Annotated in this window: 20 protein-coding genes; 9 read left to right on the top strand and 11 right to left on the bottom strand. The window is 41.5% G+C overall.

The features are described 5' to 3' along the window. Window positions 1-212 precede the first annotated feature (212 nt). The 8 genes from P2W73_RS24700 to htpG all read left to right on the top strand — a co-directional run bounded on the left by P2W73_RS24700 (window position 213) and on the right by htpG (window position 10,236). Complete coding sequence (locus P2W73_RS24700) at window positions 213-821, top strand: DUF502 domain-containing protein (protein WP_276504781.1); 609 nt, start codon at window positions 213-215, stop codon at window positions 819-821. Window positions 822-856: 35 nt separating this feature from the next. Next, the gene (locus P2W73_RS24695) at window positions 857-1,834 is read left to right on the top strand and encodes a zinc dependent phospholipase C family protein (protein WP_276504780.1); all 978 of its coding nucleotides are present in this window, start codon (window positions 857-859) and stop codon (window positions 1,832-1,834) included. Beyond that, window positions 1,815-3,008: a 3-phosphoserine/phosphohydroxythreonine transaminase gene (gene serC, locus P2W73_RS24690; RefSeq protein ID WP_276504779.1), complete on the top strand. Its 1,194-nt coding sequence runs from the start codon at window positions 1,815-1,817 to the stop codon at window positions 3,006-3,008. The genes P2W73_RS24695 and serC overlap by 20 nt, the downstream gene beginning before the upstream one ends. 25 nt (window positions 3,009-3,033) lie before the next feature. Then, the gene (locus tag P2W73_RS24685; protein ID WP_276504778.1) at window positions 3,034-4,260 is read left to right on the top strand and encodes a DUF1015 domain-containing protein; all 1,227 of its coding nucleotides are present in this window, start codon (window positions 3,034-3,036) and stop codon (window positions 4,258-4,260) included. 125 nt (window positions 4,261-4,385) lie between these two features. Further along, a complete protein-coding gene (locus P2W73_RS24680) occupies window positions 4,386-5,402 on the top strand; it encodes a tetratricopeptide repeat protein (RefSeq protein WP_276504777.1) in 1,017 nt (338 codons plus the stop codon). Between the two features lie 322 nt (window positions 5,403-5,724). Then, window positions 5,725-7,506 carry an AMP-dependent synthetase/ligase gene (locus P2W73_RS24675; RefSeq protein ID WP_276504776.1) on the top strand — a complete coding sequence of 594 codons (1,782 nt, stop codon included), beginning with the start codon at window positions 5,725-5,727 and terminating at the stop codon, window positions 7,504-7,506. 77 nt (window positions 7,507-7,583) lie between these two features. Further along, window positions 7,584-8,228: a DUF1003 domain-containing protein gene (locus tag P2W73_RS24670; protein WP_276504775.1), complete on the top strand. Its 645-nt coding sequence runs from the start codon at window positions 7,584-7,586 to the stop codon at window positions 8,226-8,228. Between the two features lie 121 nt (window positions 8,229-8,349). Then, the gene (gene htpG, locus P2W73_RS24665) at window positions 8,350-10,236 is read left to right on the top strand and encodes a molecular chaperone HtpG (RefSeq protein ID WP_276504774.1); all 1,887 of its coding nucleotides are present in this window, start codon (window positions 8,350-8,352) and stop codon (window positions 10,234-10,236) included. 206 nt (window positions 10,237-10,442) lie between these two features. On the opposite strand, the gene P2W73_RS24660 is transcribed toward htpG, so the two are convergent. The 7 genes from P2W73_RS24660 to fucP form a co-directional block, all read right to left on the bottom strand. Further along, complete coding sequence (locus P2W73_RS24660; protein ID WP_276504773.1) at window positions 10,443-12,080, bottom strand: UxaA family hydrolase; 1,638 nt, start codon at window positions 12,078-12,080, stop codon at window positions 10,443-10,445. 48 nt (window positions 12,081-12,128) lie between these two features. Beyond that, on the bottom strand, window positions 12,129-12,917 hold the full coding sequence (locus P2W73_RS24655; protein ID WP_276504772.1) for an L-fucose dehydrogenase: 789 nt from the start codon (window positions 12,915-12,917) through the stop codon (window positions 12,129-12,131). Window positions 12,918-13,053: 136 nt separating this feature from the next. Then, the gene (locus tag P2W73_RS24650) at window positions 13,054-13,965 is read right to left on the bottom strand and encodes an amidohydrolase family protein (protein ID WP_276504771.1); all 912 of its coding nucleotides are present in this window, start codon (window positions 13,963-13,965) and stop codon (window positions 13,054-13,056) included. Between the two features lie 67 nt (window positions 13,966-14,032). Then, a complete protein-coding gene (locus tag P2W73_RS24645) occupies window positions 14,033-14,893 on the bottom strand; it encodes a fumarylacetoacetate hydrolase family protein (RefSeq protein ID WP_276504770.1) in 861 nt (286 codons plus the stop codon). A 221-nt stretch (window positions 14,894-15,114) separates the two neighbouring features. Continuing rightward, the gene (locus P2W73_RS24640; protein WP_276504769.1) at window positions 15,115-15,888 is read right to left on the bottom strand and encodes an SDR family NAD(P)-dependent oxidoreductase; all 774 of its coding nucleotides are present in this window, start codon (window positions 15,886-15,888) and stop codon (window positions 15,115-15,117) included. A gap of 13 nt (window positions 15,889-15,901) precedes the next feature. Further along, window positions 15,902-16,240: an L-rhamnose mutarotase gene (locus P2W73_RS24635; RefSeq protein WP_276504768.1), complete on the bottom strand. Its 339-nt coding sequence runs from the start codon at window positions 16,238-16,240 to the stop codon at window positions 15,902-15,904. Between the two features lie 73 nt (window positions 16,241-16,313). After that, entirely contained in the window at window positions 16,314-17,573 is a 1,260-nt protein-coding gene (fucP, locus tag P2W73_RS24630) for an L-fucose:H+ symporter permease (protein WP_276504767.1), read from the bottom strand. A 353-nt stretch (window positions 17,574-17,926) separates the two neighbouring features. Here fucP and P2W73_RS24625 point away from each other — a divergent pair, with 353 nt between their 5' ends. Beyond that, complete coding sequence (locus P2W73_RS24625; protein ID WP_276504766.1) at window positions 17,927-18,340, top strand: hypothetical protein; 414 nt, start codon at window positions 17,927-17,929, stop codon at window positions 18,338-18,340. Between the two features lie 48 nt (window positions 18,341-18,388). Here the strand turns inward: P2W73_RS24625 and P2W73_RS24620 are convergent, their stop codons facing one another. The 4 genes from P2W73_RS24620 to P2W73_RS24605 form a co-directional block, all read right to left on the bottom strand. Then, window positions 18,389-20,896: a BamA/TamA family outer membrane protein gene (locus P2W73_RS24620; protein ID WP_276504765.1), complete on the bottom strand. Its 2,508-nt coding sequence runs from the start codon at window positions 20,894-20,896 to the stop codon at window positions 18,389-18,391. Window positions 20,897-21,055: 159 nt separating this feature from the next. Continuing rightward, on the bottom strand, window positions 21,056-22,153 hold the full coding sequence (locus P2W73_RS24615; RefSeq protein WP_276504764.1) for an adenylate/guanylate cyclase domain-containing protein: 1,098 nt from the start codon (window positions 22,151-22,153) through the stop codon (window positions 21,056-21,058). Further along, window positions 22,150-24,201: a polyphosphate kinase 1 gene (gene ppk1 / locus P2W73_RS24610; protein ID WP_276504763.1), complete on the bottom strand. Its 2,052-nt coding sequence runs from the start codon at window positions 24,199-24,201 to the stop codon at window positions 22,150-22,152. Before ppk1 ends, P2W73_RS24615 begins: the two co-directional genes overlap by 4 nt. Window positions 24,202-24,216: 15 nt before the next feature. Continuing rightward, window positions 24,217-25,476 carry a Pycsar system effector family protein gene (locus P2W73_RS24605; RefSeq protein WP_276504762.1) on the bottom strand — a complete coding sequence of 420 codons (1,260 nt, stop codon included), beginning with the start codon at window positions 25,474-25,476 and terminating at the stop codon, window positions 24,217-24,219. Window positions 25,477-25,519: the final 43 nt, after the last annotated feature.

The raw sequence follows: 25,519 nt of genomic DNA, 5'->3' as shown, positions 1-25,519 counted from the left end.
ACATATCTAGTTTTAGATGCACGGTTTTTTTTCGCTTTTGCCATTTTTCCTTGCACTTTGGTTAATCTAAATTAACCAAACTTCAACATGGGCAAGGCTTTGATACAAAATCAGCAAACCCTAATTAGGTCAGATGGAACGCCTCTAAACGTACCTGTGCGTTAAAGACTAACATAGGCGTTTCACTATCTTTGTCACAAAACTCACTGTCTATGAGTCAAGGGTCCGGCACTGCAGGCCGTTCACGAGTCAAAAAAATTTTCGGTTTTTTTATACAGGGTATTATTATTCTTGCGCCAATCGCCATCACCGCTTATGCGTTGTATTGGTTATTTGATAAAGTGGATAGCATCTTAAGACCTTATCTGAATATCCCCGGTTTAGGATTTGTCATAATCGTTGTCTTCATCATATTGGTGGGATGGATCAGCTCCAATTTTTTGATGGGCAGTTTTATCAGTTTTTTCGATCAGTGGATGGAACGAACCCCAGTCATTAAGTTTATTTATTCTTCTACCAAAGATTTTTTTGAAGCCTTTGCCGGTGATAAAAAGCGATTTAGTAAGGCGGTGCTGGCCAATGTTTTTTCTACCGATGTATGGATCATTGGTTTTTTAACCGATGAGGAAATGCAAAAATTTGAAATGGGTGCCGATAAAGTAGCCGTTTACGTTCCGCAGGCCTACAATTTTGCGGGACAATTATATATCTTACCAAAAGAAAAAGTCCGGAAGATCGATACTATCACTTCGGGTGAAGCGATGAAATACGCCGTCACGGGTGGTGTCGTTGATCTGGATGCCGAAAGAGTTCAATCTTAAAGAAAAGCATAAGGATTACACATCAAGAGTTTGCAATGAAAAAAATTGTTGCGCTGACTTTTATTTTATTGATTGCTCACAAAAGCTTTTGCTGGGGTTTTTATGCCCATCGAAAAATCAACCAGTATGCAGTATTCCTTTTACCGCCGGAAATGATGATTCTTTACAAGCCCTATATCAGTTTTTTGGAAGAACATGCTGTTGATCCTGATAAAAGGAGATATGCCATACCGGAAGAAGGACCCCGGCATTATATCGATATTGACCGTTATGGCGTTTATCCTTATGATTCACTGCCCCGTAAATGGAGCGAAGCGGTTGCTAAATATTCCGAAGACACACTGAATATGCATGGCATTGTACCCTGGTGGTTGCAAACCATGCTGTATCGCCTCACCGATGCTTTTAAAGAAAAAAACCAGGCAAAGATCTTAAAGCTGTCAGCCGAGATCGGACATTATATTGCCGATTCGCATGTGCCGCTGCACGCCAGCAGCAATCACAATGGTCAATATACTGATCAAAAGGGTATTCATGGTTTTTGGGAAAGCCGGATACCCGAACTGATGGCCGAAAAAGATTGGGATTTTTTCATTGGCAATGCAGAATACATAAAAAATCCTGCTGATTTTATTTGGGCCAGGGTGCTGGAAAGTGCGGCTGCTGCGGACACCGTTTTAAAATTTGAAAAAGAGCTGTCACTCGCCGTTCCCGCAGATCAGCGATATGCTTTTGAAGACCGCAACGGGCAAATCATTCGTCAATATTCTTCTTCGTATGCCAAAGCTTACAATGATAAGCTCAAAGGCATGGTGGAACGACGAATGCGCCAATCCATTTTTGCTGTTGCATCCTTTTGGTACACAGCATGGGTGAATGCCGGTCAGCCCGATCTCACCAAACTAACTAACAAAAGTTTTTCTGAAGCTGAACTCAAGGAATTTGAAAGCCTGAATAATGCATGGAAAAACAGTTCCTTAAAGGTCAGGGAACATGAAACCCCCAACCCCTAAAAGGGAGTTTAGCGCCAGTATACTGGCCGCATATTCCTACATTTGCACTTCTAAATTTTATTCAATGATGAGTGTTGCTAATGCGCCCTTGCGAGGGGTCGGAGGTATCCATAATTTCAATGCCGGGCCATCTGTTCTTCCCAAAGAAGTGTTTGAAGAAGCCAGCCGTTCGATTCTTGATTTTAATAATAGCGGTCTCTCCATTTTAGAAATTGGTCACCGTACTCCCCTGTTTGAAGCGGTGATGGAGGAAGCAAGGTCTTTAGTAAGAGAATTGATGCAACTGGATTCGGATCATGAGGTCTTGTTTCTGCATGGCGGAGCCACGACGCAGTTCATGCAAATACCCATGAACCTGCTGAATGAAAATGATATTGCTGTATACACGGAAACAGGAACATGGGCGGGCAAAGCCATCAAAGAAGCGAAATTGTTTGGTCATGTAGAGATTGGTGGTTCATCCAAAGACACTAACTACACTACTATCCCAAAAAATCTGACGGTTGCGCAAACCGCCAGCTATCTGCATATTACTACCAACGAAACAATTGCCGGAACACAGTGGCATAACATTCCCTATGACCGGGGAATACCATTGGTGGCCGATATGAGCAGCGATATACTTAGCCGCCAGCTTGATTTCAATAAGTTTGATCTGATCTATGCCGGTGCGCAAAAAAATATGGGCGCCGCTGGGGTTAACCTGGTAGTAGTGAATAAAAACATCCTGGGAAAAGTGGACCGCAAAATTCCTTCGATACTGGATTACCGCAATCATATCAAAGAAGCCAGCATGTTGAATACACCACCTGTGTTTGCAGTATATGTAGCAATGCTAACCCTGCGTTGGTTGAAAAACATGGGCGGAGTAGCCGCCATTGAAAAATTAAATGATGCAAAAGCAAAACTGTTTTACGATACATTGGATAGCTTACCGCTTTTCAAGGGGCCGGTTGCCAAAGAAGACAGGAGTAAAATGAATGCTGTATTTATTATGGGCGATGCGGCATTGGAAAAAGAATTTTTGGATCTCTGCAAAAAAGAAGGCATGTACGGCGTAAAAGGCCATCGCAGTGTCGGGGGTTTCCGTGTATCCATGTACAATGCGTTAACGATTGATAGCGTAATTGCAGTTACCGATTTAATGAAAGATTTTGCAAACAGGAAAGGATAACATTTAAAAAGATACTTAAAACTAAATGGCACAGATAAAACCGTTCAAGGCACTACGACCCAAACAAGACATCGCCGAAAAACTGGCGTCCCGCCCTTATGATGTATTGAACAGCGCAGAAGCAAAAGAAGAAGCGAATGGAAACCCGGTTTCTTTTTTACATATTACAAAAGCCGAAATTGATCTGCCCGATGGTACAGACCTGCATAGCCAGGCGGTATATGATAAAGCAAAGGAAAACCTGAAGCAGTTTCAACAAAAGGGAATTGTTTTTAGCGAAGAAAAGCCTTGTTATTATATCTATCAGTTGATCATGAATGGCCGCAGCCAAACTGGTTTGGTATGCGTGTCGTCTGTTGATGATTATTTCAATGATGTGATCAAAAAGCATGAGTTTACCCGTCCTGAAAAAGAAAAGGACCGGATCGATCATATGAAAACGATCGGTGCACAAACCGGTAATGTTTTCCTTGCCTATAACAATGTGCATGAAATTGACACGATTATTTATAACTGGAAAAATTCTAAGCAGCCTGTCTATGATTTTACAGCAACAGATGGAATTCGTCACAGCGTTTGGATAATTGATGATGTGGCTAAGGTTGACGAGATCACCCGTTTATTTGCGGAGAAAGTGCCAGCTACATACATAGCTGACGGGCACCATCGTGCCGCTTCTGCCGCTAAAGTAAGTACAGCCTTGCCGGGAAATGAAGCGGCGAAATATTTTTTGACCACCATCTTTCCTGCCAGTGAGTTGGCCATTTTAGACTACAACCGTTTGATAAAAGACCTGAATGGCATGGATGCAGATGATTTTATTAGCGCCTTGCAGGATGATTTCACCATTACGCAAAGTGCTGAAGCTGTAAAGCCGGGCCAGCTACACGAGTTCGGCATGTATTTGGATAAACAGTGGTACATCCTTACCTCCCGCAAAGACACTTATTCAGAAGATCCTATTGGCGTATTGGATGTAACTATTTTATCTAATAATATTTTAGATAAACTACTGGACATAAAAGACCAGCGAACCGATAAGCGGATTGATTTTGTGGGTGGAATAAGAGGCTTAAAAGAATTGGAAAAAAGAGTAGACAGCGGTGAAATGAGAATTGCATTCAGTCTTTATCCCGTTACGATCCAGCAGTTGTTTGACATCGCAGACAGTGGAAATGTAATGCCGCCCAAGAGCACCTGGTTTGAACCGAAATTGAGGGATGGGTTATTGACGCATACCCTAAATCCCTAAAGGGACTTACGGAGAGACTGCTTCTTGAAATGTTCCGGTGAAATCGAAATTGTTAATCTTGTAATGGCGGCTGTATCACTATTTCAATTTGTTTACTTTGCAGATTGAGTTATAAATAATAACAGATGAAGAAAGTACTTTTTCTATTTATTCTTTCACTTTCAGCTGGAGTTGTTTTTGCACAAACGGAAGATGCGAAAACATTACACGAAACAGCAAAGACATTTATGCGATCCGGCGATTTTGACAATGCCATTATTGTTTTGAGCCGTGCATTGCAACAGGATAAAAACAATCTTGAGCTGCAGAAGGACCTGGTGATGAGCTATTACCTCAAAAGAGATTATAGCAAAGCATTGGATAAGGTGAAAACACTGGTTGACCGTGATGACGCTGACGTAGTTTGCTTTCAATTAGCAGGCAATGTGTACAAAGCGCTGGAAGAAGTAAAAGAATGTGATAAGGTTTATAAGAAAGGATTGAAAAAATTTCCAAAAAGCGGGCCGTTGTATAGCGAATATGGTGAGTTACTTTTTGCTGCTAAAGATTATTCCGCTATCAATCAATGGGAAAAAGGTATACAAGCTGACCCCTCCTACAGCGGCAATTATTACAATGCTGCGCTGTATTACTTCTATACAAAAGATAAAGTGTGGAGCCTGATCTATGGCGAGATATATGTAAACATGGAAAGCCTGTCTGAAAGAGGACTGGCGATGAAGGCACTGATATTAAAAGCATATAAAGAGAAACTGTTTGCTGAAGCTGACCTGATGAAAGGTGAAGAAAAAAATAAAAGTGAGTTCGCCAAAGCTTTTTTACAAACCATGAGTAAGCAGTCATCGCTTGCCAATAAAGGTATTACTACCGAAACACTGACCATGATCCGCACCCGGTTTATTTTGGATTGGTACCAAAATAATGCGACCAAATTTCCACTCCGTCTCTTTGATTACCAGCAACAGTTATTGAAAGCAGGAATGTTTGAAGCGTACAATCAATGGCTGTTTGGTGCTTCCGAAAACCTGGCCACCTATGATACCTGGTCTAAAACACATGCGGATCAATACGAAGCTTTCAACCAATTTCAGCGAAACAGAATTTTCAAAATGCCTGCGGGACAGTATTACCAGGTGAATTAGTGAATGGTGAGTCAATGTCGTTTACTAAAGTTCTTTTTATTGAACATTGAAAATTGAGCGTTGAGCATTGAACATTTATTCGTGCTAAAGAAATGTTCAATATCCAATTTTTAATGCCCAATTTTCAATTCTGGTTTCCTCAAGTAAACGACATTGAGTGAATAGTAGTATTTATCGGCTGTCATTTAAACTAACCACTTCCTTAATAGAACAAAGCCCTGATCTTATTGAGATCGGGGCTTTTTATGATATTTTGACTAATTTGTTTATTTTAATAACAGTTTTTAACTGTGGAAACTGATTACCCTTTAATGATTGCATTATGAACGAACCCCGGAGATTATTTGATTGCCTCGCCTGGCATTTAGAGCGGCAGCCACTGGACGTGATGCTCGCTGGTAAAGAGAGCGGACAATGGAAAAAATATGGTACCAAAGAAGTAGCAGGTATTGTAAATAACCTGAGTGCCGGGTTACTAGGCCTGGGTATTTCGGCCAATGATATGACGGTAGAAGGTCGTGATAAAGTAGCTATACTTTGTAAAAACCGGCCCGAATGGCTGATGCTTGACCTGGCTGTGCAGCAAATAGGTGCTATCCTTGTTCCGATTTATCCCACAATCAATGTGAATGAGCTGGAGTTTATCTTAAAAGATGCACAGGTAAAAATTGCTTTTGTCAATGATGAGGACCTTTTTTTAAAAGTACTGAGCCTGAAAGGCCGCATTCCCAGCCTGCGGGAAATTTATACGTTTGAACATGCTCCCAATGCAAAATACTGGAAGGAAGTAACCGACAAAGCCACACCCGAATTGATTGAGCAAATAAAATCCATTTCAGAAAAAATAGCTTATGAAGATGTAGCTACCATTCTATATACATCCGGCACCACGGGTACGCCAAAGGGAGTAATGTTGAGTCACCGGAATATTTTATCCAATGTCCTTGCCTGCCTGCCCTGCTTTCCGCCGGGTGAAAATATGAAGGCGTTAAGTTTTTTGCCGTTGAATCACATTTTTGAAAAAATGGTAAGCTACCTCTATATGTTCCGGGGTACTTCCATTTACTATGCTGAAAGTTTGGAAACCATTGGTGACAACCTGAAAGAAGTGAAACCCGATATGTTCACCACCGTTCCCCGCCTGCTGGAAAAAGTGTATGACAAGATTATGCTGAAGGGGAATGAACTGACTGGTGTCAAAAAGAAATTATTTTTCTGGGCGCATGGCCTTGCTGAAAAATTTGAGATCAATGCCAACCAGGGCTTTTGGTATACTATGCAACTCAAACTGGCCAACAAACTTATTTTTAGCAAATGGCGGGAAGCGTTGGGTAATAATATCCGCTGCGTCATTACCGGCGGAGCGGCTTGCCAGGTTCGCCTGATCCGGATCTTTACCGCTGCAAAAATTGTGATCATGGAAGGTTATGGTCTTACGGAAACATCACCCGTAATTTCCGTTAATCGCTTCCAGGAAAAAGACAGGATGTTTGGCACCACGGGCCCTTTGATTGATGGCGTTGAAGTAAAGATTGCGGAAGATGGAGAAATACTTTGCAAAGGACCTAATATTATGGTGGGTTACTACAAACGGCCTGACCTCACTGCCGAAGTAATAACTGATGGTTGGTTTCATACAGGTGACATTGGCATGTTGGTCAATGAGAAGTATTTGAAAATAACTGATCGCAAAAAAGAATTGTTTAAAACAAGCGGTGGCAAATATGTAGCCCCGTTATCGATTGAAAATAAATTGAAAGAATCACCTTTTATCGAGCAGGTGATGGTAGTAGGGCCCGAAAGAAAATTTGTAGGGGCGCTCATCATTCCTTCTTTCCCCAACCTGCGTGAATGGGCCCGCCATAACAATATCCCGGATGCCAGCAACGAAGAATTGCTGCGCAATGAAAAAATACAAGCATTGTATAAAGACATCATTGAATCTTTCAACAAATACTTCAATCATGTAGAGCAGATAAAAAAATTTGAACTGCTGCCCAATGAATGGAGCATTGATACCGGGGAAATGACGCCCAAGCTATCCATGAAGCGAAAGGTGATCTCTGAAAAATATAAAGACGCCATCGAAAGAATTTATGTGTAAAGCATGCGGGAGCCGGTCTCCGTTTTTTTATTTAATTTATTGCAGCTCAAATCGCTTAATGTGCTAAACCTGGCATCATGAAACCTTCCGTTATCAATTCTTTCGATGAATATCTCCGGCAGCAGACTGCAAGCGTTGAAGACAAGGCGAATTTGACGGATCTCCAGCTGAATGAATTTCGCAGGAAATATATTGAGCAATTACTGCTGGAAGAACTAGGCGAGTTAACCGAGGTAGAAAATTCAGTAATTAAAGCTGTCGGACATAAAACTATCCTGGCCAGCAGTCTTCAATTAAAAAAAGATAAAAAATTGACGGCAGGTGAAAAACTGGCCGACCGGGTTGCGTCATTTGGCGGCAGTTGGACCTTCATTATTATTTTCTTCAGCTTTTTATTGACATGGATTGCCGTAAATATCTGGTGGTTTCGCAACAGGGGTTTTGACCCCTACCCCTTTATTCTACTCAACCTTATTTTATCCTGTATCGCGGCTATCCAGGCACCCATCATTATGATGAGCCAAAACAGGCAGGAGGCCAAGGACCGTAAACGGGCCGAGCATGATTACAAGGTGAATTTAAAAGCTGAAGTGGAGATCCGGTTACTGCACGAAAAAATCGATCATATGCTGCTGTATCATAATAAACGTCTGCTTGAAATTCAAAAAGTTCAGATAGAAATGATGGAGAATATCAGCAAAATGATCCGGGAAAAGGGATAACCTTAATTTTGCCCTTCATTATTGATAGCCGAAGGGCTTCCGGGCTGCCAGTTTGTCCAAAACCTTCCAATTGGAACAGGACTTGCTAAAGGCAACCTGAATTTTTCAAAACATTTCAGTTATGACACAAGAAAAAGGCACTATCTCGATTCATACCGAGAACATATTTCCTATCATTAAAAAATTCCTGTACTCGGACCACGAAATATTTCTTCGTGAGCTGGTTTCCAATGCTGTTGACGCATCGCAAAAAATAAAAAGGCTTTCATCCCTTGGCCAGTACAAAGGCGAATTGGGTGATCTGCAGGTGGAAATCGCTTTTGACAAAGAAAAGAAGACGATCACCATCAGTGATGATGGATTGGGCATGACCGCCGATGAGATCAAAAAATATATCAACCAGATCGCTTTTTCCGGCGCCGAAGAATTTGTAGAAAAATTCAAAGAAGCAAAGGATGCCAATGAGCTCATCGGTAAGTTTGGGATGGGCTTTTATTCAGCTTTTATGGTGGCAGAGAAAGTGGAGATACAAACGCTATCATACCAGGATGGAGCTGAGCCAGCCTGCTGGGTTTGCGATGGCACTACCGAATTTGAATTGAGTGAAGGAAGCCGTACCAAACGGGGTACTGACGTCATTCTGCATATCAATAGCGAATCAGAAGAGTTTTTGGATAAATACAAGCTGGAAGGCATTTTGAAAAAATATTGTTCATTCCTGCCCGTACCGATAAAGTTTGGTACCAAAACCAATTCGGAGCCTGATGGGGAAGATGCAGAAGGCAAACCAAAATATAAATCGGTTGAGGTAGATAATATCATTAATAACACACATCCTATCTGGACCAAGTCACCATCGGAGTTAAAAGACGAGGATTATCTTGATTTTTATAAAGAGCTCTACCCTTTCTCCGATGATCCGTTATTCTGGATTCATTTGAACGTAGACTATCCCTTTCATTTGACTGGTGTGCTTTACTTCCCAAAAGTGAAAAAAGAAATAGAATTAAAGCCAAACAAAATAAAATTGTTCTCCCGCCAGGTATTTATCACAGATGAGGTAAAAGATATTGTCCCCGAGTTTTTGATGTTGTTGCATGGTGTGATCGACTCACCGGATATTCCTTTGAATGTATCACGCAGTTTTTTACAGGCCGACGCCAATGTAAAAAAGATCAATACCTATATCACTAAAAAAGTAGCGGATAAACTCGCCGATCTTTTCAAAAAAGACCGCAAAGTGTATGAAGAAAAATGGGAAGATATCGGGTTGTTTGTGAAATACGGCATGATCACCGAAGAAAAATTCTATGATAAAGCAAAAAGCTTTGCCCTGCTCACCAATACCAAAAAGGAATATTATACGCTGGATGAGTACAAAGAAAAGGTAAAGCCATTGCAAACCGATAAGGATGAAAATATTGTTTACCTGTACACAACCGATCCCGCAAAACAGGATGCCTTTATTCAATCAGCTGAAGCAAAAAGCTATGATGTATTGCTGATGAATTCTCCGCTTGACAATCATTTCATCAGCCAGGTTGAGCACAAGCTGGAAAAAACACAGATCAAGCGAGTCGATTCTGATACTATCGATGCGTTGATAAAAAAAGACGACAGCATTCCTTCTATCCTGACGGAAGAACAAACAACAGCCGTAAAATCGGTGTTTGAAAAAAATATTCAAAAGCCAGGTATGTCGGTGTCAGTTGAAAGCCTAAGCCCGAATGAATTGCCGGTGACCGTAACCATGGATGAATTTATGCGCCGGATGAAAGATATGGCGCAAATGGGCGGTGGTATGGGTTTCTATGGATCAATGCCGGATAGTTATAAAGTAACGGTGAATGGTAATCACCCGTTGATCAATCGCATTGCCCAAACAGAAAATGCTGACGAACAAAACAGGATGGCAAAACAAGCTTTCGACCTGGCTCTTCTTTCTCAAGGGATGTTGAATGGTGCAGAACTGACTGAGTTTGTGAAGAGGAGTGTGGAGCTGATATAGCCCCCTCTAAATCTCCCCCCAAAGGGGAGACTTGCAGACCACAGCCCTTGCTTTTCGACGATTTCTTACGATTAGCTGATGTAAAATAGATTTCATAAACTTAAAGGGATAATCATTGCGATTATCCCTTTCTTTTTCAGTAATTAACTCCAAGATATTATAAAGCTCTCCGATCTAAGTTCCCCTTTAGGGGGACAGGGGGGCTTTTACAACGACACCCCCCGTTTCCACGGTATAAAATCATCCTGGTTTAGCAGTACCGCTTTGGGAGTTACTTCACCACTGGCGGCTTTAATACAATATTCTAAAATATCTTCACCCATTTCTTCGATGGTTTTTTCTCCTTCAATGATGGGGCCTGTATTGATATCGATGATATCGGCCATGCGTTTTGCCAGCGACGAATTCGTCGCCACTTTAATAGTTGGACAAATCGGATTGCCGGTTGGTGTGCCTAACCCTGTTGTGAATAAGATCAGCGTTGCGCCGGCCGCTGTTTTACCCGTCGTAGCTTCCACGTCATTGCCTGGTGTACAAACAAGGCTGAGACCTGGCTTTGTAGCCGGTTCCGTATAATCCAGTACGTCTTCAACCGGGGAAGTGCCTCCTTTTTTTGCAGCACCTGTACTTTTAATGGCATCGGTGATCAGTCCATCTTTGATATTACCCGGCGATGGATTCATATGAAACCCAGAACCGACCTTGTGCGCCGCTTCATTATATGTTTCCATTAAATGCATGAACTTCCGGGCCGTCACTTCTTCTTTGGTCCTATCGATCAGGTCTTGTTCGGCCCCGCACAATTCCGGAAACTCAGCCAGCAAAACCTTCCCACCCAATGCTACTAAAAGGTCACTGCAATAACCAACAGCAGGATTAGCCGAAATACCACTGAAGCCATCACTACCCCCGCATTTCACACCAACCGTCAGCTTATCCAGTGTTGCAGGTTTTCGCTCCATCTTGTTGGCTTCAATCAACCCTGCAAACGTCTTACGAATGGCATCTGCGATCAGTTGCTCTTCGCTCTGTGATTGCTGTTGTTCAAAAATTAAAAGCGGTTTGTCAAAATTTTGATTTCGCTTTTTTACATCTTCCAAAAATTGCTTCACCTGTAAATGCTGACAGCCCAAACTCAGCAAAGTAATACCCGCTACATTGGGATGATCAGCATAAGCTGCTAATAAGTTGCTCAACACCGCCGCATCCTGTCGTGTACCGCCGCAACCACCCTGGTGATTTAAAAATTTAATACCATCAATATTTTTAAAAACCCTGTCCTGTTTGCTTACTGTAGGGCTAAAGTTCACACTATTGATATCCTCTCCCTTTTTATAAGCTTCCAAAAGATGATGCGAATACTGCTTGTATTTATCAGTGACATTATAGCCTAACTCATTGTGCAAGGCTTCACGTATTACATCCAGGTTCCTGTTTTCGCAAAAAACCGTTGGGATAAAAAGCCAGTAATTGGCTGTTCCAACCCTGCCATCGCTGCGATGATATCCGTTGAAAGTTCTGCCTTTAAATTTTGAAACATCGGGCGCCTGCCATTGATAATGAAAAGACCGATATGCAAACGGATCAGCAGCATGTTTGGTGTTGTCCGTATTCATGCGGCTTCCTTTTGCAACATCGAATTGAATCTTTCCAACCAACACGCCATACATGATGACCTTGTCACCAGTATGCATATCCTGCATAAAAAATTTATGTTTGGCGCCGATATCTTCCTGCAAAATATATTCTTCTCCTTCGTATAAAATGTTTTCGCCCTTTGCCAGGTCTTGCAAGGCAACCAGCACATTGTCGTCGGGATGAATTTTTAAAACTCTTGGTTTCATCAAAAAATATTTTTGTATGTACTTGACTTTATCACGCAACGTTCACTACTAACTGTTGGCCAAAGCCCTGTCAAGATGTACATAGCCACCGTCAACATGAATGATCTGGCCGGTAGTATGGCTTGACCGTTCACTTAAAAGAAAAGCCACCATGTTGGCAATCTCTTCAGCCGTTGTCATCCTGTTTTCCAGGGGGATTTTAGAAGTGATCTCTCTTAATTTTTCTTCAGGGTTGGGCAATGTTTTGATCCATTTATCATACAGTGGTGTGTAGCACTCCGCTACAACTACTGCATTCACACGAATGCCGTATTTTAATAGTTCAACAGCCCACTCTCTTGTCAATGCATTCCGTCCTCCATTAGCAGCCGCATAGGCCGAGGTATTACCCTGTCCTGTTTCTGCAGTCTTCGAACTAATATTGACAATTGAGCCTTTTGATTTTTTTAATTCCGGCAAAGCATGATGCACTACCAGGTAGTAATGAACAAGATTGCTATGAAGGCTTTGCATAAATCTGTCGTAGTTGCCATTCTCCAATCCTACTCCGTCATTTACCCCTGCATTGTTTACCACTCCATCAATCCTTCCAAATTGCCTTATGACTTCCTGCACGGCCTTTTCACATTCCTGCGGAATGGAAAGTTCGGCAGTGACCTCGTACGCCACTCCACCTTCTTCTACAATACGGTCTATAGCATCCAGGTTATCTTTTTCACTGCGCCCGATAATAACAGGAATGGCTCCTTCTTTCGCCAATGCCTTTACAATGCCTTCACCAATGCCCTTGGCGCCACCTGTGACAATAATGATCTTGTCTTTTATTTGCAAATCCATATTTTATTTTTTTGCCACGGATTCACGGAAAAATGTTTGTGAATCCGCAACTATTTTCAAAAAAACCATCCGCTTTATTTCTAGTTTACTTTACAGATGTGTAAATAAAATCCGTGTACCCGTAGTATTTTAAAACTCATACATTATAGAACCAGGAAGCATTTCCACCAAATACTTTTTCCTTGTCTTCAGACTTATAATCTTCCATATATTTTAGCAATAAGCTTTTCCATTGGACATACATGCCCGAAAGCAACATCACCGGCCAATCGCTTCCAAACATTAACCTGTCAACTCCAAAACAATCAAACACTGTGTCGAGATAAGGATAAAAATCTCCCGGGCTCCACTGCTTCCATTTGGCCTCCGTAAATAATCCCGACAATTTGCAATAAACATGCTGGTTGCCCGCTATCTCTTTCATCAAGGCTGCCCATTCGTCTATTTTTTTGCTCGCTATTTCTGGTTTAGCGCAATGATCGATGACCAGTTTCTGATCGGGAAATTTTTCTACAAATTCGACCGCTGCTTTCAATTGGCGTGGATAGATCAATACATCATACGTGTAATTGTAAGGTTGCAGAGCTTTTACTCCTTTTTGAAAAGCAGGCCTTAATAAAAAATCATCAGGTTCCCCCTGCACTATATGTCTCCAGCCTTTAATGCTTTTATACTGAGAAAAATACTGCAGCCTTTCTTCAACCTTTTCATTTTGCAGATCTACCCATCCCACCACACCTTTAATGAGCGGGTGTGTTTTGGCCAGCTCAACCAAAAAATGTGTTTCCAGCTCAGATTGATCGGCCTGCACAGCAACGCATCCATTGACTCCATTCCGGTTCAGGGTACCGGCTATCGTTTCCGGCAGGTAATCCTGCTGCAGTGTTTTTGTATTGTCCATCCAGGTGTCCCTTACCTTATCGTATTTCCAAAAATGCACATGGGTATCGATAATGACACCCCCATCTCCGCCTACCGGTGGAGGGCTTTCAAAATCCCCGCTACTTTCATCAATACTCAAAGCGCTATATAATATTCGTTGTGACATTCCGAAGCTTATTTGACAGGAGCTTTATACAAATTTCCAAACAAGAGTAAAGTTTCTTAACTCCCGTTTAGGGGTTGGGGGTATAGGCTATACAGGTTTGTTTCGATGTTCCTAATCCGTCAATCCCGAGTTCTACCACATCACCGGGTTTCAGGTAGATCTGTGGATTAAATCCTAAGCCGACACCTGCCGGTGTTCCGGTGGAGATAACATCGCCGGGCAACAACGTCATAAACCGGCTGATATAGGATACCACGAAAGGAATTTTAAAAATGAAATTGGCCGTGGTTCCATCCTGCATCATTTTATCATTTACTTTCAACCAAAGCTTCAGCGCATCTACATTTTCAACTTCATCTTTTGTTACCAACCAGGGGCCCAACGGCGCAAATGTGTCACAACCTTTCCCCTTATCCCATGTACCATTTCTTTCCAGCTGAAATTCTCTTTCGCTTACATCATTATGCAGGCAGTAGCCGGCTACATAGTCCATGGCTTCCGACTCATCAACATAACTCGCTTTTTTACTGATAACAATTGCCAGTTCAACTTCCCAGTCGGTTTTTGCTGAATTTCTTGGAATAACAATATTGTCAAAAGGCCCTGTCAGTGATGTGGTTGACTTCATAAAAATGACCGGCTCCGGCGGAATAGCAGCTCCGGTTTCATTTGCATGATCTGCATAGTTTAAGCCGATACAAACAATCTTGGACGGTCTTGCTACCGGCGAACCCAACCTGATATTTGACGGCACTTTTCGCAAAATGTTTTTGTTCTGCTCTACCATCCACGCCAGGTGCGGAAGTCCGCCATTGGCAAAAAAACGTTCATCATAGTCCTGTATAAAACCCGACACATCGAAATGTTCATCATTAATGCACACACCTGGTTTTTCATTGCCGGCTTCGCCAAATCTTATTAGTTTCATATGCCCCCTCCCGACCTTCAGCCTCCCCTAAATCCCCTCCTATAGAGGACTTGCTGTACACAGCCCAGGCTTGGCGGAAAATCTTTTTTTATTTTTAAAGTTTAATTAATACAGTTTAACTCAATTATTTTTTTAAACAACTCTTTCATTTCAAAACTACCAATCAACTATCCGGGTCTGTGCCTTGCAAAGCCCCTCCCCTGGGAGGGGGTTGGGGGGCTTTAGTTATTCAATTTTATAAATCCGCCATCAATCGGGTAATCACAGCCCGTAATGAACGATGCTTCATCACTGCACAAATACAAAACGAGATAAGCAATCTCATCCGGGTTTGCCATTCGGCCTATGGGCTGTGTTTTAGACAACTTATCAAACATCTCTTGTTCTTTTCCCGGATAATTTTTTGCCAAAAAACCATCCACAAACGGTGTATGCACACGGGCAGGTGAAATGCAATTGCACCGGATTTTGTAATTGATATAATCTTTCGCTGTTGACAGGGTCATTCCAACAACAGCTCCTTTTGTCATCGAATAAGCAAACCTATCAGGAATGCCTACCGCCGATGCAACCGACGCAAGGTTAACAATAGCACCACCTTTTTCTTTCATCAACGGCACGGTGGAATGTAAAAGATTATACACTCCCTTTACATTGATACTGAAAAGCCGGGTGATGTCCTGCTCGCTGGTGTTTTCTACATTACCCACATGTGCAACACCGGCATTGTTGACAAGAATGTCTATGCTGTTTGTTTCAGCATGTATTGTGGCTATAATATCCTTTACCTGTTGTTGATCACTCACATCGCACTTAAAGGCGTGGGCAGCTCCTGCTATTGCGCTAATTTCTCCAATCACATTATTAGCACCCGCCTCGTCGTAGTCAAGGATAAAAACTTTTGCTCCCTGCTTCGCAAATAATTTAGCTATCGCTCTTCCGATACCACTACCGCCTCCGGTAACAATGGCTGTTTTATTCTTTAAATCAAACATAATCTGAGTTCATTTAGTTGACTGCCAGGTCAAAAATTTTGTTCATCAAAACCCATTTTTCACCGGGTTTAGTGCCGGGTATGGCTTGCTGGTATTTCCACATCAGCGCTTCCCACTCCTGCACCTTTGGGTTAGCCGCATCCGCCGCTCCTTTATTAGCAAAATTAAATTCATCTGTCGCCTCAACGATCATAAACAACCGGTTTGTGAAGCGATAAATTTCCATTTGGACAATGCCGGCATCATTAATACTTTTTTTGATTTCCGGCCACACATTCTCATGGTATTTTTCATATTCCGCAATGAGTTTTTCATCATTGACCAAATCAAGGGCTAAACAATAACGTTTCATTTGTTTATTTTTTATTGCCTAATGTGATGAACCTGCCCGCCACTCATTGCATAATCCTATTTATTCGTTTAAACTAATATAAAACCTCAACGGCTTTTTCACTATGTTTATATCCTTTGAGCCCAAAGAATAACACTACTGCAAAACAAATCAATGGCACAACGTAACCGTATTGGATGTTATGAGTCTTGTCGGCGATAAATCCAAGTAGCGGCGGTAAGGCTGCGCCTCCTACGATGGCCATTATGATGAGACTTGATCCCGATTTGGTATCTGCTCCCAGGTCCTGTATCCCCAATGCAAAAATGGTCGGGAACATAATCGACATAAAAAATGAAATACCAATGACAGCATACAATGTTATTATTCCCGAACCGAAAATTGTAACCAGAGACAGCAACATACAAATGACGGAATAGATCGCCAGCAATTTAGGTGGCTCAATAAATTTCATCAGGAAGGTCCCAGCAAATCGTCCGACCATAAATGCCAGGCCGGCTGCACCGGAATAGTAGGAGGCTTCTTTTTCATTTACACCAGCCGCTTTGGTGGCGAATAAAATAAGAAAGCTAAGTATACAAACCTGCGCTCCCACATAAAAAAACTGAGCGATAACCGCCCATGTCAGGTGTTTGTGCCTGAAAGCATGAAAAAAACCTTCTTTCTCTTTTTCATCTGCCTCTTTTATATCAGGCAGTCTGGTAAAATAAAAAATTGCCGCTACCACCAATATGGCTACTCCCAGGATGATGTAGGGAAGCTTTACCGTTGATGTTTCCGCCAGCAAATAAGTATTACGGGCCTGTTCTGTCATGGCAGTCATCTCAGCGTCGCTTAATGGATTATCGGCAAGTATGAAATGCCCGCCTGCAATTGGCGCCAGGAAAGCGGCCAGCCCATTAAAAGATTGGGCGAAATTCAATCGCTGGGTAGAAGTTTCGGGGGGACCCAAAATGGTTGCATAGGGGTTAGCAGCCGTCTCCAAAATGGTTAAACCGCATGCAACTATAAATAAGGCTCCGAGGAAAAAAGCATACTTCATTGTATTAGCTGCGGGAACGAATAAGAAACAGCCAACAGCAAAAAAAGCCAGGCCGATGAGAATACCCGTTTTATAGCCATATTTTTTCATAATGAGCCCCGCGGGAATAGCCATTAAAAAATAAGCGATAAAAACTGCTGAATCTACAAGCGATGCCTGTAAGGTATTTAAACTAAAAGCCCGTCTAAGGTGTGGAATTAGTATGGGATCAAGATTGTGAACAAAACCCCAGAAGAAAAACAAGCTCGTTACCAGGATAAAAGGGAAAAGATACTTTTTGTTTTGGTTCATATGTTGGACAATGTTTGGCGTTTCATTAAACTGAAAAGATATATGATTTTAACAGATCAGCACCTAAAACAGAAGTAAAAAAACAGCTTAGGGTAATTTTAATGAATAGATAGCCAAATAAATACATAATTCTCCTCTACCCCCCAATGCAAACCCTCCTTCCGGGAATAATTTCTACATATAACCAGATCTTCTTTTTGTATTCGCCGGGCTTATAATCATCTATAATGAATGCTTCGTTGGCACATCAATTGAAATAACAGGGATAGAATACTTCGTATTCATTTATAAATTCTTAGTGGTTGACAGTTCACACCAATGTCAATTTTTGTAAAAACTAAAAAATTAAACCAATGAAAAAAACACTCTTAGTCTCAACCGTAGCCTTGATAGCTTTAAGTAGTTGTAAGGATCAAACAAAATCTGCCTATTATGATTTAAACACAGGGAAGTCAGTGGACTTGGTAAAAGATGAGAAAACCGGGCGCCTGGTAGATGCTGAAACAAAGGAACCCGTTTACATTTATGTGAATAAGGAAACAAATGATACTATACTCGGATCAACAGGCCAGGTGATCAATGGGCATGTGATAGAAGCTGACGGTAAATACACCTATGCGGAAGTGAAAGTGGACAAAGATGGCGAATACAAAATAAAAGAAGGCGACTATAAAGAGAAAATGGAAAAAGATGGTGATTTAAAGATCAAGGAGGGTGACTCAAAGACAAAAGTGGATGGTGAAACCGGCGAAGTGAAGCATAAATAATAATGAATATGTAAGAAGAAATGCCCGCTAATCAGCGGGCATTTCTTCTTACCTGAAATTGATCTCTGCTCTCACGTGAATATTGTTGCCCTCTCTTGTAAAACCATAACTGCCGCATAGTGCAACCCTGTCAAGCGGCATGATGATAATACCGGCGCCATAGCCATTGTGCCATTGATTAGATTTTTCTCCCGGCATCCATACTCTGCCTATATCATGAAATCCAAACAGACCCAAACTGCCACTGTAGAAAAAATTTTTGACGCCTGTCAGCCATCTTAGTTCCACATTATTATAAGCTATTCCCTTTCCATAAAAACGTTCCCGCAGGTAGCCTCTCACTTCTGTCTGTCCGCCGATCCTGTTTAAATGATAAAAATCAGGATCACCAAACACGGTTCCACCGCCCGCTCTCAGCGCCACGGTAAATTTCTTACTCAGCGGTAAAAATGCTACTGCCCAGGAGTTTATTTTAGCAAAAGCAGATCCTGTATCGCTAAGGTTGCGAAGAAATCCCCCGGCTACGTTTAGCACCACACCATGAGTAGGATAAACAGAGCCATTGGTTTGATCATAGTTATAAACTGCTTCCACTCCTGCGAATTGCTTGCGGGTAAAAATAGATGGATCAATAAAGTCATGTTCGCCGATATAGCGGGTAGCAGTTTTGTCATACTTTATCGATTGATATACCAGTGAAACTTCCGCATGATGTATGCGTTCAAAATTTCTTTCAAGGCCGATAGCACCATATACCCGTTGGCTAAATGTCCGGTAATAATTTCTTGTTTTATTAGCGATGATGGTATTGTTGCCGGTACCGAAATAGTTCTCAACGGCCGGCTCATCCAACCTTAGCTTTACCAGCATGTCCGATTTTCCAAACGCTCTTCCGAATCGACCTACATAAGCCATATTAAATGCGGTACGCATAAAGCCATACAATGCATTGATGGAATGACTGGTTTGGTATTCCGGTTTTTTCCATGGCTTAGGAATATATGTAAAGCCTGCGCTAACCTTTATACCAGTTCTTGGAAACAGGTCAAGCGGATCTTCGTTGAAAACGCGGTAAGGTATCGGCGTAACAAAAGGAAGTAGGGAAATATCCATTTTTTTCCGCCATGCGGTATCGTATTCATATTTTTTACCGCGATAAAATTTTACACCGTATCCATCGTCAACAGGTTTTATGATAGAGTCATTGCCTTCCGGATCGATCACTCTTACTTTTACCTGGCTTTTTTCGCTTCCTGTTACCTGGATGATGTCTTCCTTTTTTAAACTGTAAATTCTTATTTCTTTTGTTTCCCTGGAATTGAAAGTGCGGGAATAATAAGGTTGTTCAGCTTTTTCACCTTCTTTGTTTATCTTAAACACATCTACTGCAACATCATTACCCGGCAGGGCATTGATTTGAATAAACTCTGTTTTATCTGATCCATTAATCGTTACTTTTTTTGCGAGATAATCATAATAATCGTTCGCATATTTTTCCAGGTCATCTCTCCTGGACTTTAACTTGCCAATTATTTCCCAGCCAGAGATGGCAAATAATTCCGGTGGCATCAGGCGAATACTGTTTTCAATCAATTGATCGGTCAGCACCTGTTGTAAATACTTTGCCTGTTCGATCCAGGTTTCTCTTTTCAACTCGTTTAAAAAAAGTTTGTCTAATGGCCGCCCGGGAAAATTCCATGCTCCTATATTCCTAATGGAATGCCCGAATCCCTGCACATGACGAAACTTGGGTATTAAACCCGCCATATCGGGAATAAGCCCATCGATTTTTGTATAAGCCTGGTCCCTGTCCCGGGGTACAGGTTTATAAATGATTTGTTTCTCTTTTTCAAATTCGGCCCATCGCCAGTTATCCGGATGCCGGCCCCAATCACCGATAAATATATCAAAGAGTCTTGCTCTTACAAATGCCACCTGGTCAACATGATTGTCGTTATCACCATAAATTTTTTCCATTAGCTTTTCACTTCCTATCACATTTTTGGCGTTGCCAAAATTGGGAGCATCCTGCTGGTTCTCATCCGGCCTTTCCTCGAACAGATACAGTTGGTCGCCAAACCCGTCATTGAATTCACCCAGCGAATTTTGTCTTGGTACAAAAACAATATCGGGTATTGTGTGGTAAATACCGGCTGCCTCTATCATTGGTGTAATAGTGTAGGCCGCATACGGATGACCAAATGAAACCTGGTCTTTTGCAATATGGCTGATTAAAGTACCCTGCAGGTTGTCAGGCAAGCCTCTTCCAAAATCTTTGTTGACACTGCGAAGTACATACTCCTTATCATTTTTATCTTTTAAGCGTAACGATTTTGATTGCCTCCCACCTCCTTCTTTAACCGGAACTAACCCGCCCCGGGCCGTGTCGAGGTAAAAATTTTCCACACGGATGGGTGTGCTCCACTCTTTTCGATAATGACTTCCCCAAAAAAAGTTGTGAAAACCTGATCGTTTATACTCTTTGCCGGGAACAGCAACCGTAGTCCCTTTCACAGCTGGTGAATCTGTTACGATAAATGTTTGGGATTTCAGCACATTTTGCAGCCCTAACACGAAGATTATAATACAAATTGTGTCTTTAGCCTTAAAATAAACCAGTTTCCCCATAAAAAAAGTAAATAATTGAACGAAGTGGCCAGCCTAAAATTGCCCAGCATCACAACCGTTCATTATTACTTATGCAACAATGATACCTTAGATTTTAAGGGCATATAATTGCACAGATTCGTCCACACCTTTGAGTGAAATTTCCCCTAAATCCTCTCCCTGCCATGATTTCAAAATGCCCGTATCAAAATATTCTTTGGAAACAAGGAATTTATGATTGAGATCATTACAGGCACTACGGATACGGGCGGCGATATTCATGGCTTCGCCACTGATTGCAATATCTTTTTTTATGACGCCGATTTCGCCAATGGTCACATCTCCGGCGTGAAGCCCCACTCTGAACTCCGGGATTACTCCATACTTCCTTTTAAAATAATTCGATTTGCGCTGAATGGCCTTTCTTGATTCGATGACTGCATTGACGGATTGCAAAATGTTTCTTTTCCTGTAAGGCCAGGTCACCACCATTTCATCACCTACATACTGATATATCATACCGTTATATTGCAGTACAGCATTTGAAATATAGTAAATGAAATCTCTGATGAAAAGAAAATATTTTTCATGACCCAGCATTTCGGAGATAGGAGTAGAATCTTTGAGGTCAAGAAACATGATTATTCTTTTTTCATTTCTTGGTTTTAAATATTTACCTGTTACTATTTCCCAAAAAACTCCCGGCGAATATTTCTGATCGATCTCTACAAGGATCAATGCCGACATCAGCATTACCAGCCAAAATAAGAGGCTCTCAGTCATCAGCCGGGTATAAAAAAAATAATCGAGAAACTGTGTGGTTGTTTCCTGGTAACTGAGGCCTTTAATAAGCATGTAATGGAGAAAAAAAAGAAGTATGGTGGCTGCAAAAGTAATAATCAATAAAATGGTTCCTTTGATCAGCCACCCTGCCAGCAATGAGAAATTTCTGAACACATGTTTTAGCCCACGCAACATCAATCCTGATATAATAAAGCTTACGATCAACGTAAAACTAAACCGGAGAACATAAGCCCAAAAGGTAGTTTCATGATATGCATAGTCAATATTGGTCCCGGAGGTAATATTCCGGTAATAGAGAATAAGATCAATCACTGTCCAGGCAACACTTATTACAACAATTCGCCGAAGGCGATATCTCGCTACCCGCGATGAAAGCTGCAACGTGTTTTGTAACCAGCTCATGAGCGACTTTTTAGATACCTGTATATTTTCTCCTGTGGGCCAGGCTGTCCCGCCTGTTCCAGATCGTTCGTTTTAAACGATCGCAGCTCCTCGTCAAGTGACACGGCTTTTACCGTATCACTCCATTGTATTCCGAAATAATTAATAAGATCATCTTTTAATATACTATCCGGTATTGGTATACAAACTTCGATGCGGTGTTGCAGGTTTCTTGTCATCCAGTCAGCAGAACCGATGTAAATTTTTGTATCGTCGCCTGTTCCAAAAATGAATATCCTGCTATGTTCCAAAAACCTGTCAATAATTCGCTTGACCCGGATGGTCTCACTCAAATTTTCTCTACCCGGAACGATGCAACAAATACCTCTTACCAACAGGTGTACATCCACACCTGCTTTAGCAGCTTTGTACAGCAGGTCGATCATGTAAGTATCTTCAAGGTTATTTACCTTGATCCTTATCAGAGCTTCTTTGCCCTTTTCCTTTCTTTTTATTTGTTCGTTAATCTCTTTTTCAAAAACATTGACCATATTGTATTGTGACACCAACAAATGATGAAACTCCCCGGACGCATTTTTTTGTGGGCCTTTTTCTTCCCCCAGGATATTAAAAAGATGTGACAGATCTTTAATGACTTCCTGCCGGGTAGTAAACAGGGCATGATCGGTATAAAATCGTGCCGTGGTTTCATTGAAATTGCCGGTGCCTATATAGCCATACCCGTTTACACCATCAGCTGTTTTTCTTTTTACCAAAGCAATTTTTGAATGCACTTTTATTCTGGGAATGCTGTAAATGATCTTTACGCCTGCATCCACCATGGCCTTGCTCCACTTGATATTGTTGGCTTCATCAAACCTGGCCTTCAGCTCTACAAACACCTGCACCTTCTTTTTATTCTTTGCGGCACTGATCAAAGCATTTACAATATGTGACTCGGCTGCTACCCGGTATAAGGTGACAGATATAGATTGAACATCGGGATCAATAGCCGCCTGGTTGAAGAAGGCCAGCACAGGATTATAACTCTCGTACGGAAAGTGGAGGAGCAGGTCTTTTGCTTCTATCTGCCTGAAGATGTCGCCGCAGTATTCAAGCCCGATAGGTTTTAAAAAGGACCATGAGGCATATTCCAGGTCTTTTCTCTTTACAGGCAATGAAGACAGATCACTTAAATTATGGTAACGGCCACCCTCATACAAATCATCTTGTTTTAATCCCGTCAGCTCTGCTAAAAATTTTTGAACGCTTAATGGCATACCGGCTTCGTATAACAGTCGTGTTGGGCTACCCAGGTCCCTTTTGGCCAATTGCTTTTCAATTTTTTTCAGGATATCTTTTTCAATCCCTTCTTCATCAAGATAAAGCTCGGAATCACGGGTTATTTTGAAACTATAACAGCCATGGATAGCGAAGCCCGGAAAAATGCAGTTTAAATTTTCACGGATTATATCATCGAGAAAAACGATATGCTGTTCTTTACCATCCACCTCCGGTTGAAAAAACCGGGGTAGTTTATCAGCCGGAATATTGATAACGGCATGTGCTAAAGCATCCCTGCCTTCTTTTTTCAGCAATGCAAAAAAATAGATCTTATTATTTCCCGGGAAAAAATTCCGTTGGAAGGACTCGATAAAAACGGGTTGAATGAAAGCAAGGATTCTTGAAAAGAATAATTCACGGATTTGCGAAACATAGCCCGACGGCAAAGAACGATTATAGTATAAAATTATTCCGTTTGCTTCCAACTCCGGCAATATTTGTCCGTTTACAATACTGCCATATTCCTCCAGCTGCGATGAAATAACTTCCTGGACTCTTTCATAAAGTTTTTTATCAACTGAGGGATCAATCTTATGCAGCGTTTTATTTTTTAACTGCGAATACAACGAAATAATAGGATAACGCACCCGGAAAAATTCATCCATATTACTGGAAAAAATGGATAAGAATTTTACCCGTTCCAGCAGCGGGACAGATGTGTCGGCAGCTTCCTGCAACACCCGGTGATTAAACCCTAACCAGCTAATATCCCTGTTATGATACATAGAGTACGACTTTGTTTAAAACGGAGATCCGCTACCTTCTATTATTGTGGTAGCCGGAGCCGTCGGGTTGACGGTGATGGCAATGATAAAAGCGAAAGCTGACACAATAATACCAACCATGAATACGCCATAAGCAAGCCTTACCAGCCGGTATTTTCTACCCAACACTTTACCGAGGTAATAAATATCATCTACCAGTACGCCATATAGATAATTATGATCTTTCATCATGGTGCTCATTCCCCAGCGATACTCTTCCAGTTCACTTTTGAAAAAATTACCAAAAAACAACAAGTTGGCTTTCCTGTTGACAATGTCTTCTCTTGTAAAATTTCCATTGGTAATCTTGGGCCTGGTAGCCAGGATAGAAATAACGATTGTTACCAGCGAAGTGGCCAGGAATATCATGGTAGGGATCGCCAAATGTTTGTCCACTTCAATTTTTCTGATCAATACTGATAAAATCACTGATATGATAATGGCATTTACACTGATCAAAATATTGGCTTTATTATCGGCCATTTCGCTAAGGCGCATATGATTTTCGGAAGTCAGCCGCAACATGGTTTGAATACCTTTGGTAATAAATCCGCTTTGCTTAGGCATGTTATCTTTTTTCTTATTCCTTTTGTCTCCTTCCGGTAAGATTGCATCACCTGTATTAAGCTGGTTCTTTTCTTCTATTTTTCTTTTCAGGTTTTCAATATTTACCTGTTTTTTTTTATCCAGCAGGTCTTTGCAATAAGCCGTATAAAACTTATGTGCTTCCAATAGCATCAGTGTATTTTTTCTCCAGTCCGCAGTTACTGAACCCATTTTTCGCAGGATCATTTCTTTCTTTAGCAGCTTATCATTTTTTTTAAACTGTGCTGTGCCAAAGTGATACGTGTCTGCATCCTTTATGATTTCCTGCACCAGGCTCCTTGGTTCTGTGCTCAGTTTTGTTGCAAGAATGGTTTGCTCTATATCACCGGTATAATCGCTGTATTCTGCTTTATCTGCCGTCCACTCTTTCATCATCTCCACGCTTTTTAGTTCATGATCTGCCGGAGGTGAAAAGAGATGGCCAATATCATGAAACCAGGCAGCCACATTCAATACAATGATATCTTTATCCGTCAACTCGTAGTGGGCAGCAATTTCGTTTGCCCTGGCTACTATCTCTTTTGTATGCTCAAGGTTATGGTACAACAGGTTTTCGTGTGGCACTGAATCATAAATGGCTGTCACCTTTTCTTCAGCTTGCTTTACAATTTGTCGGTCATTATTTTTCATTTCTGCCTTAATTTTTTAATTGACATAAACGATATGTTCTCCA

Source organism: Terrimonas pollutisoli, from assembly GCF_029360765.1.
Classification (GTDB): Bacteria; Bacteroidota; Bacteroidia; order Chitinophagales; family Chitinophagaceae; genus Terrimonas_B; species Terrimonas_B pollutisoli.
Note: the sequence above shows the minus strand (reverse complement) of the source record. Positions and strands in the feature narration are given on the sequence as shown.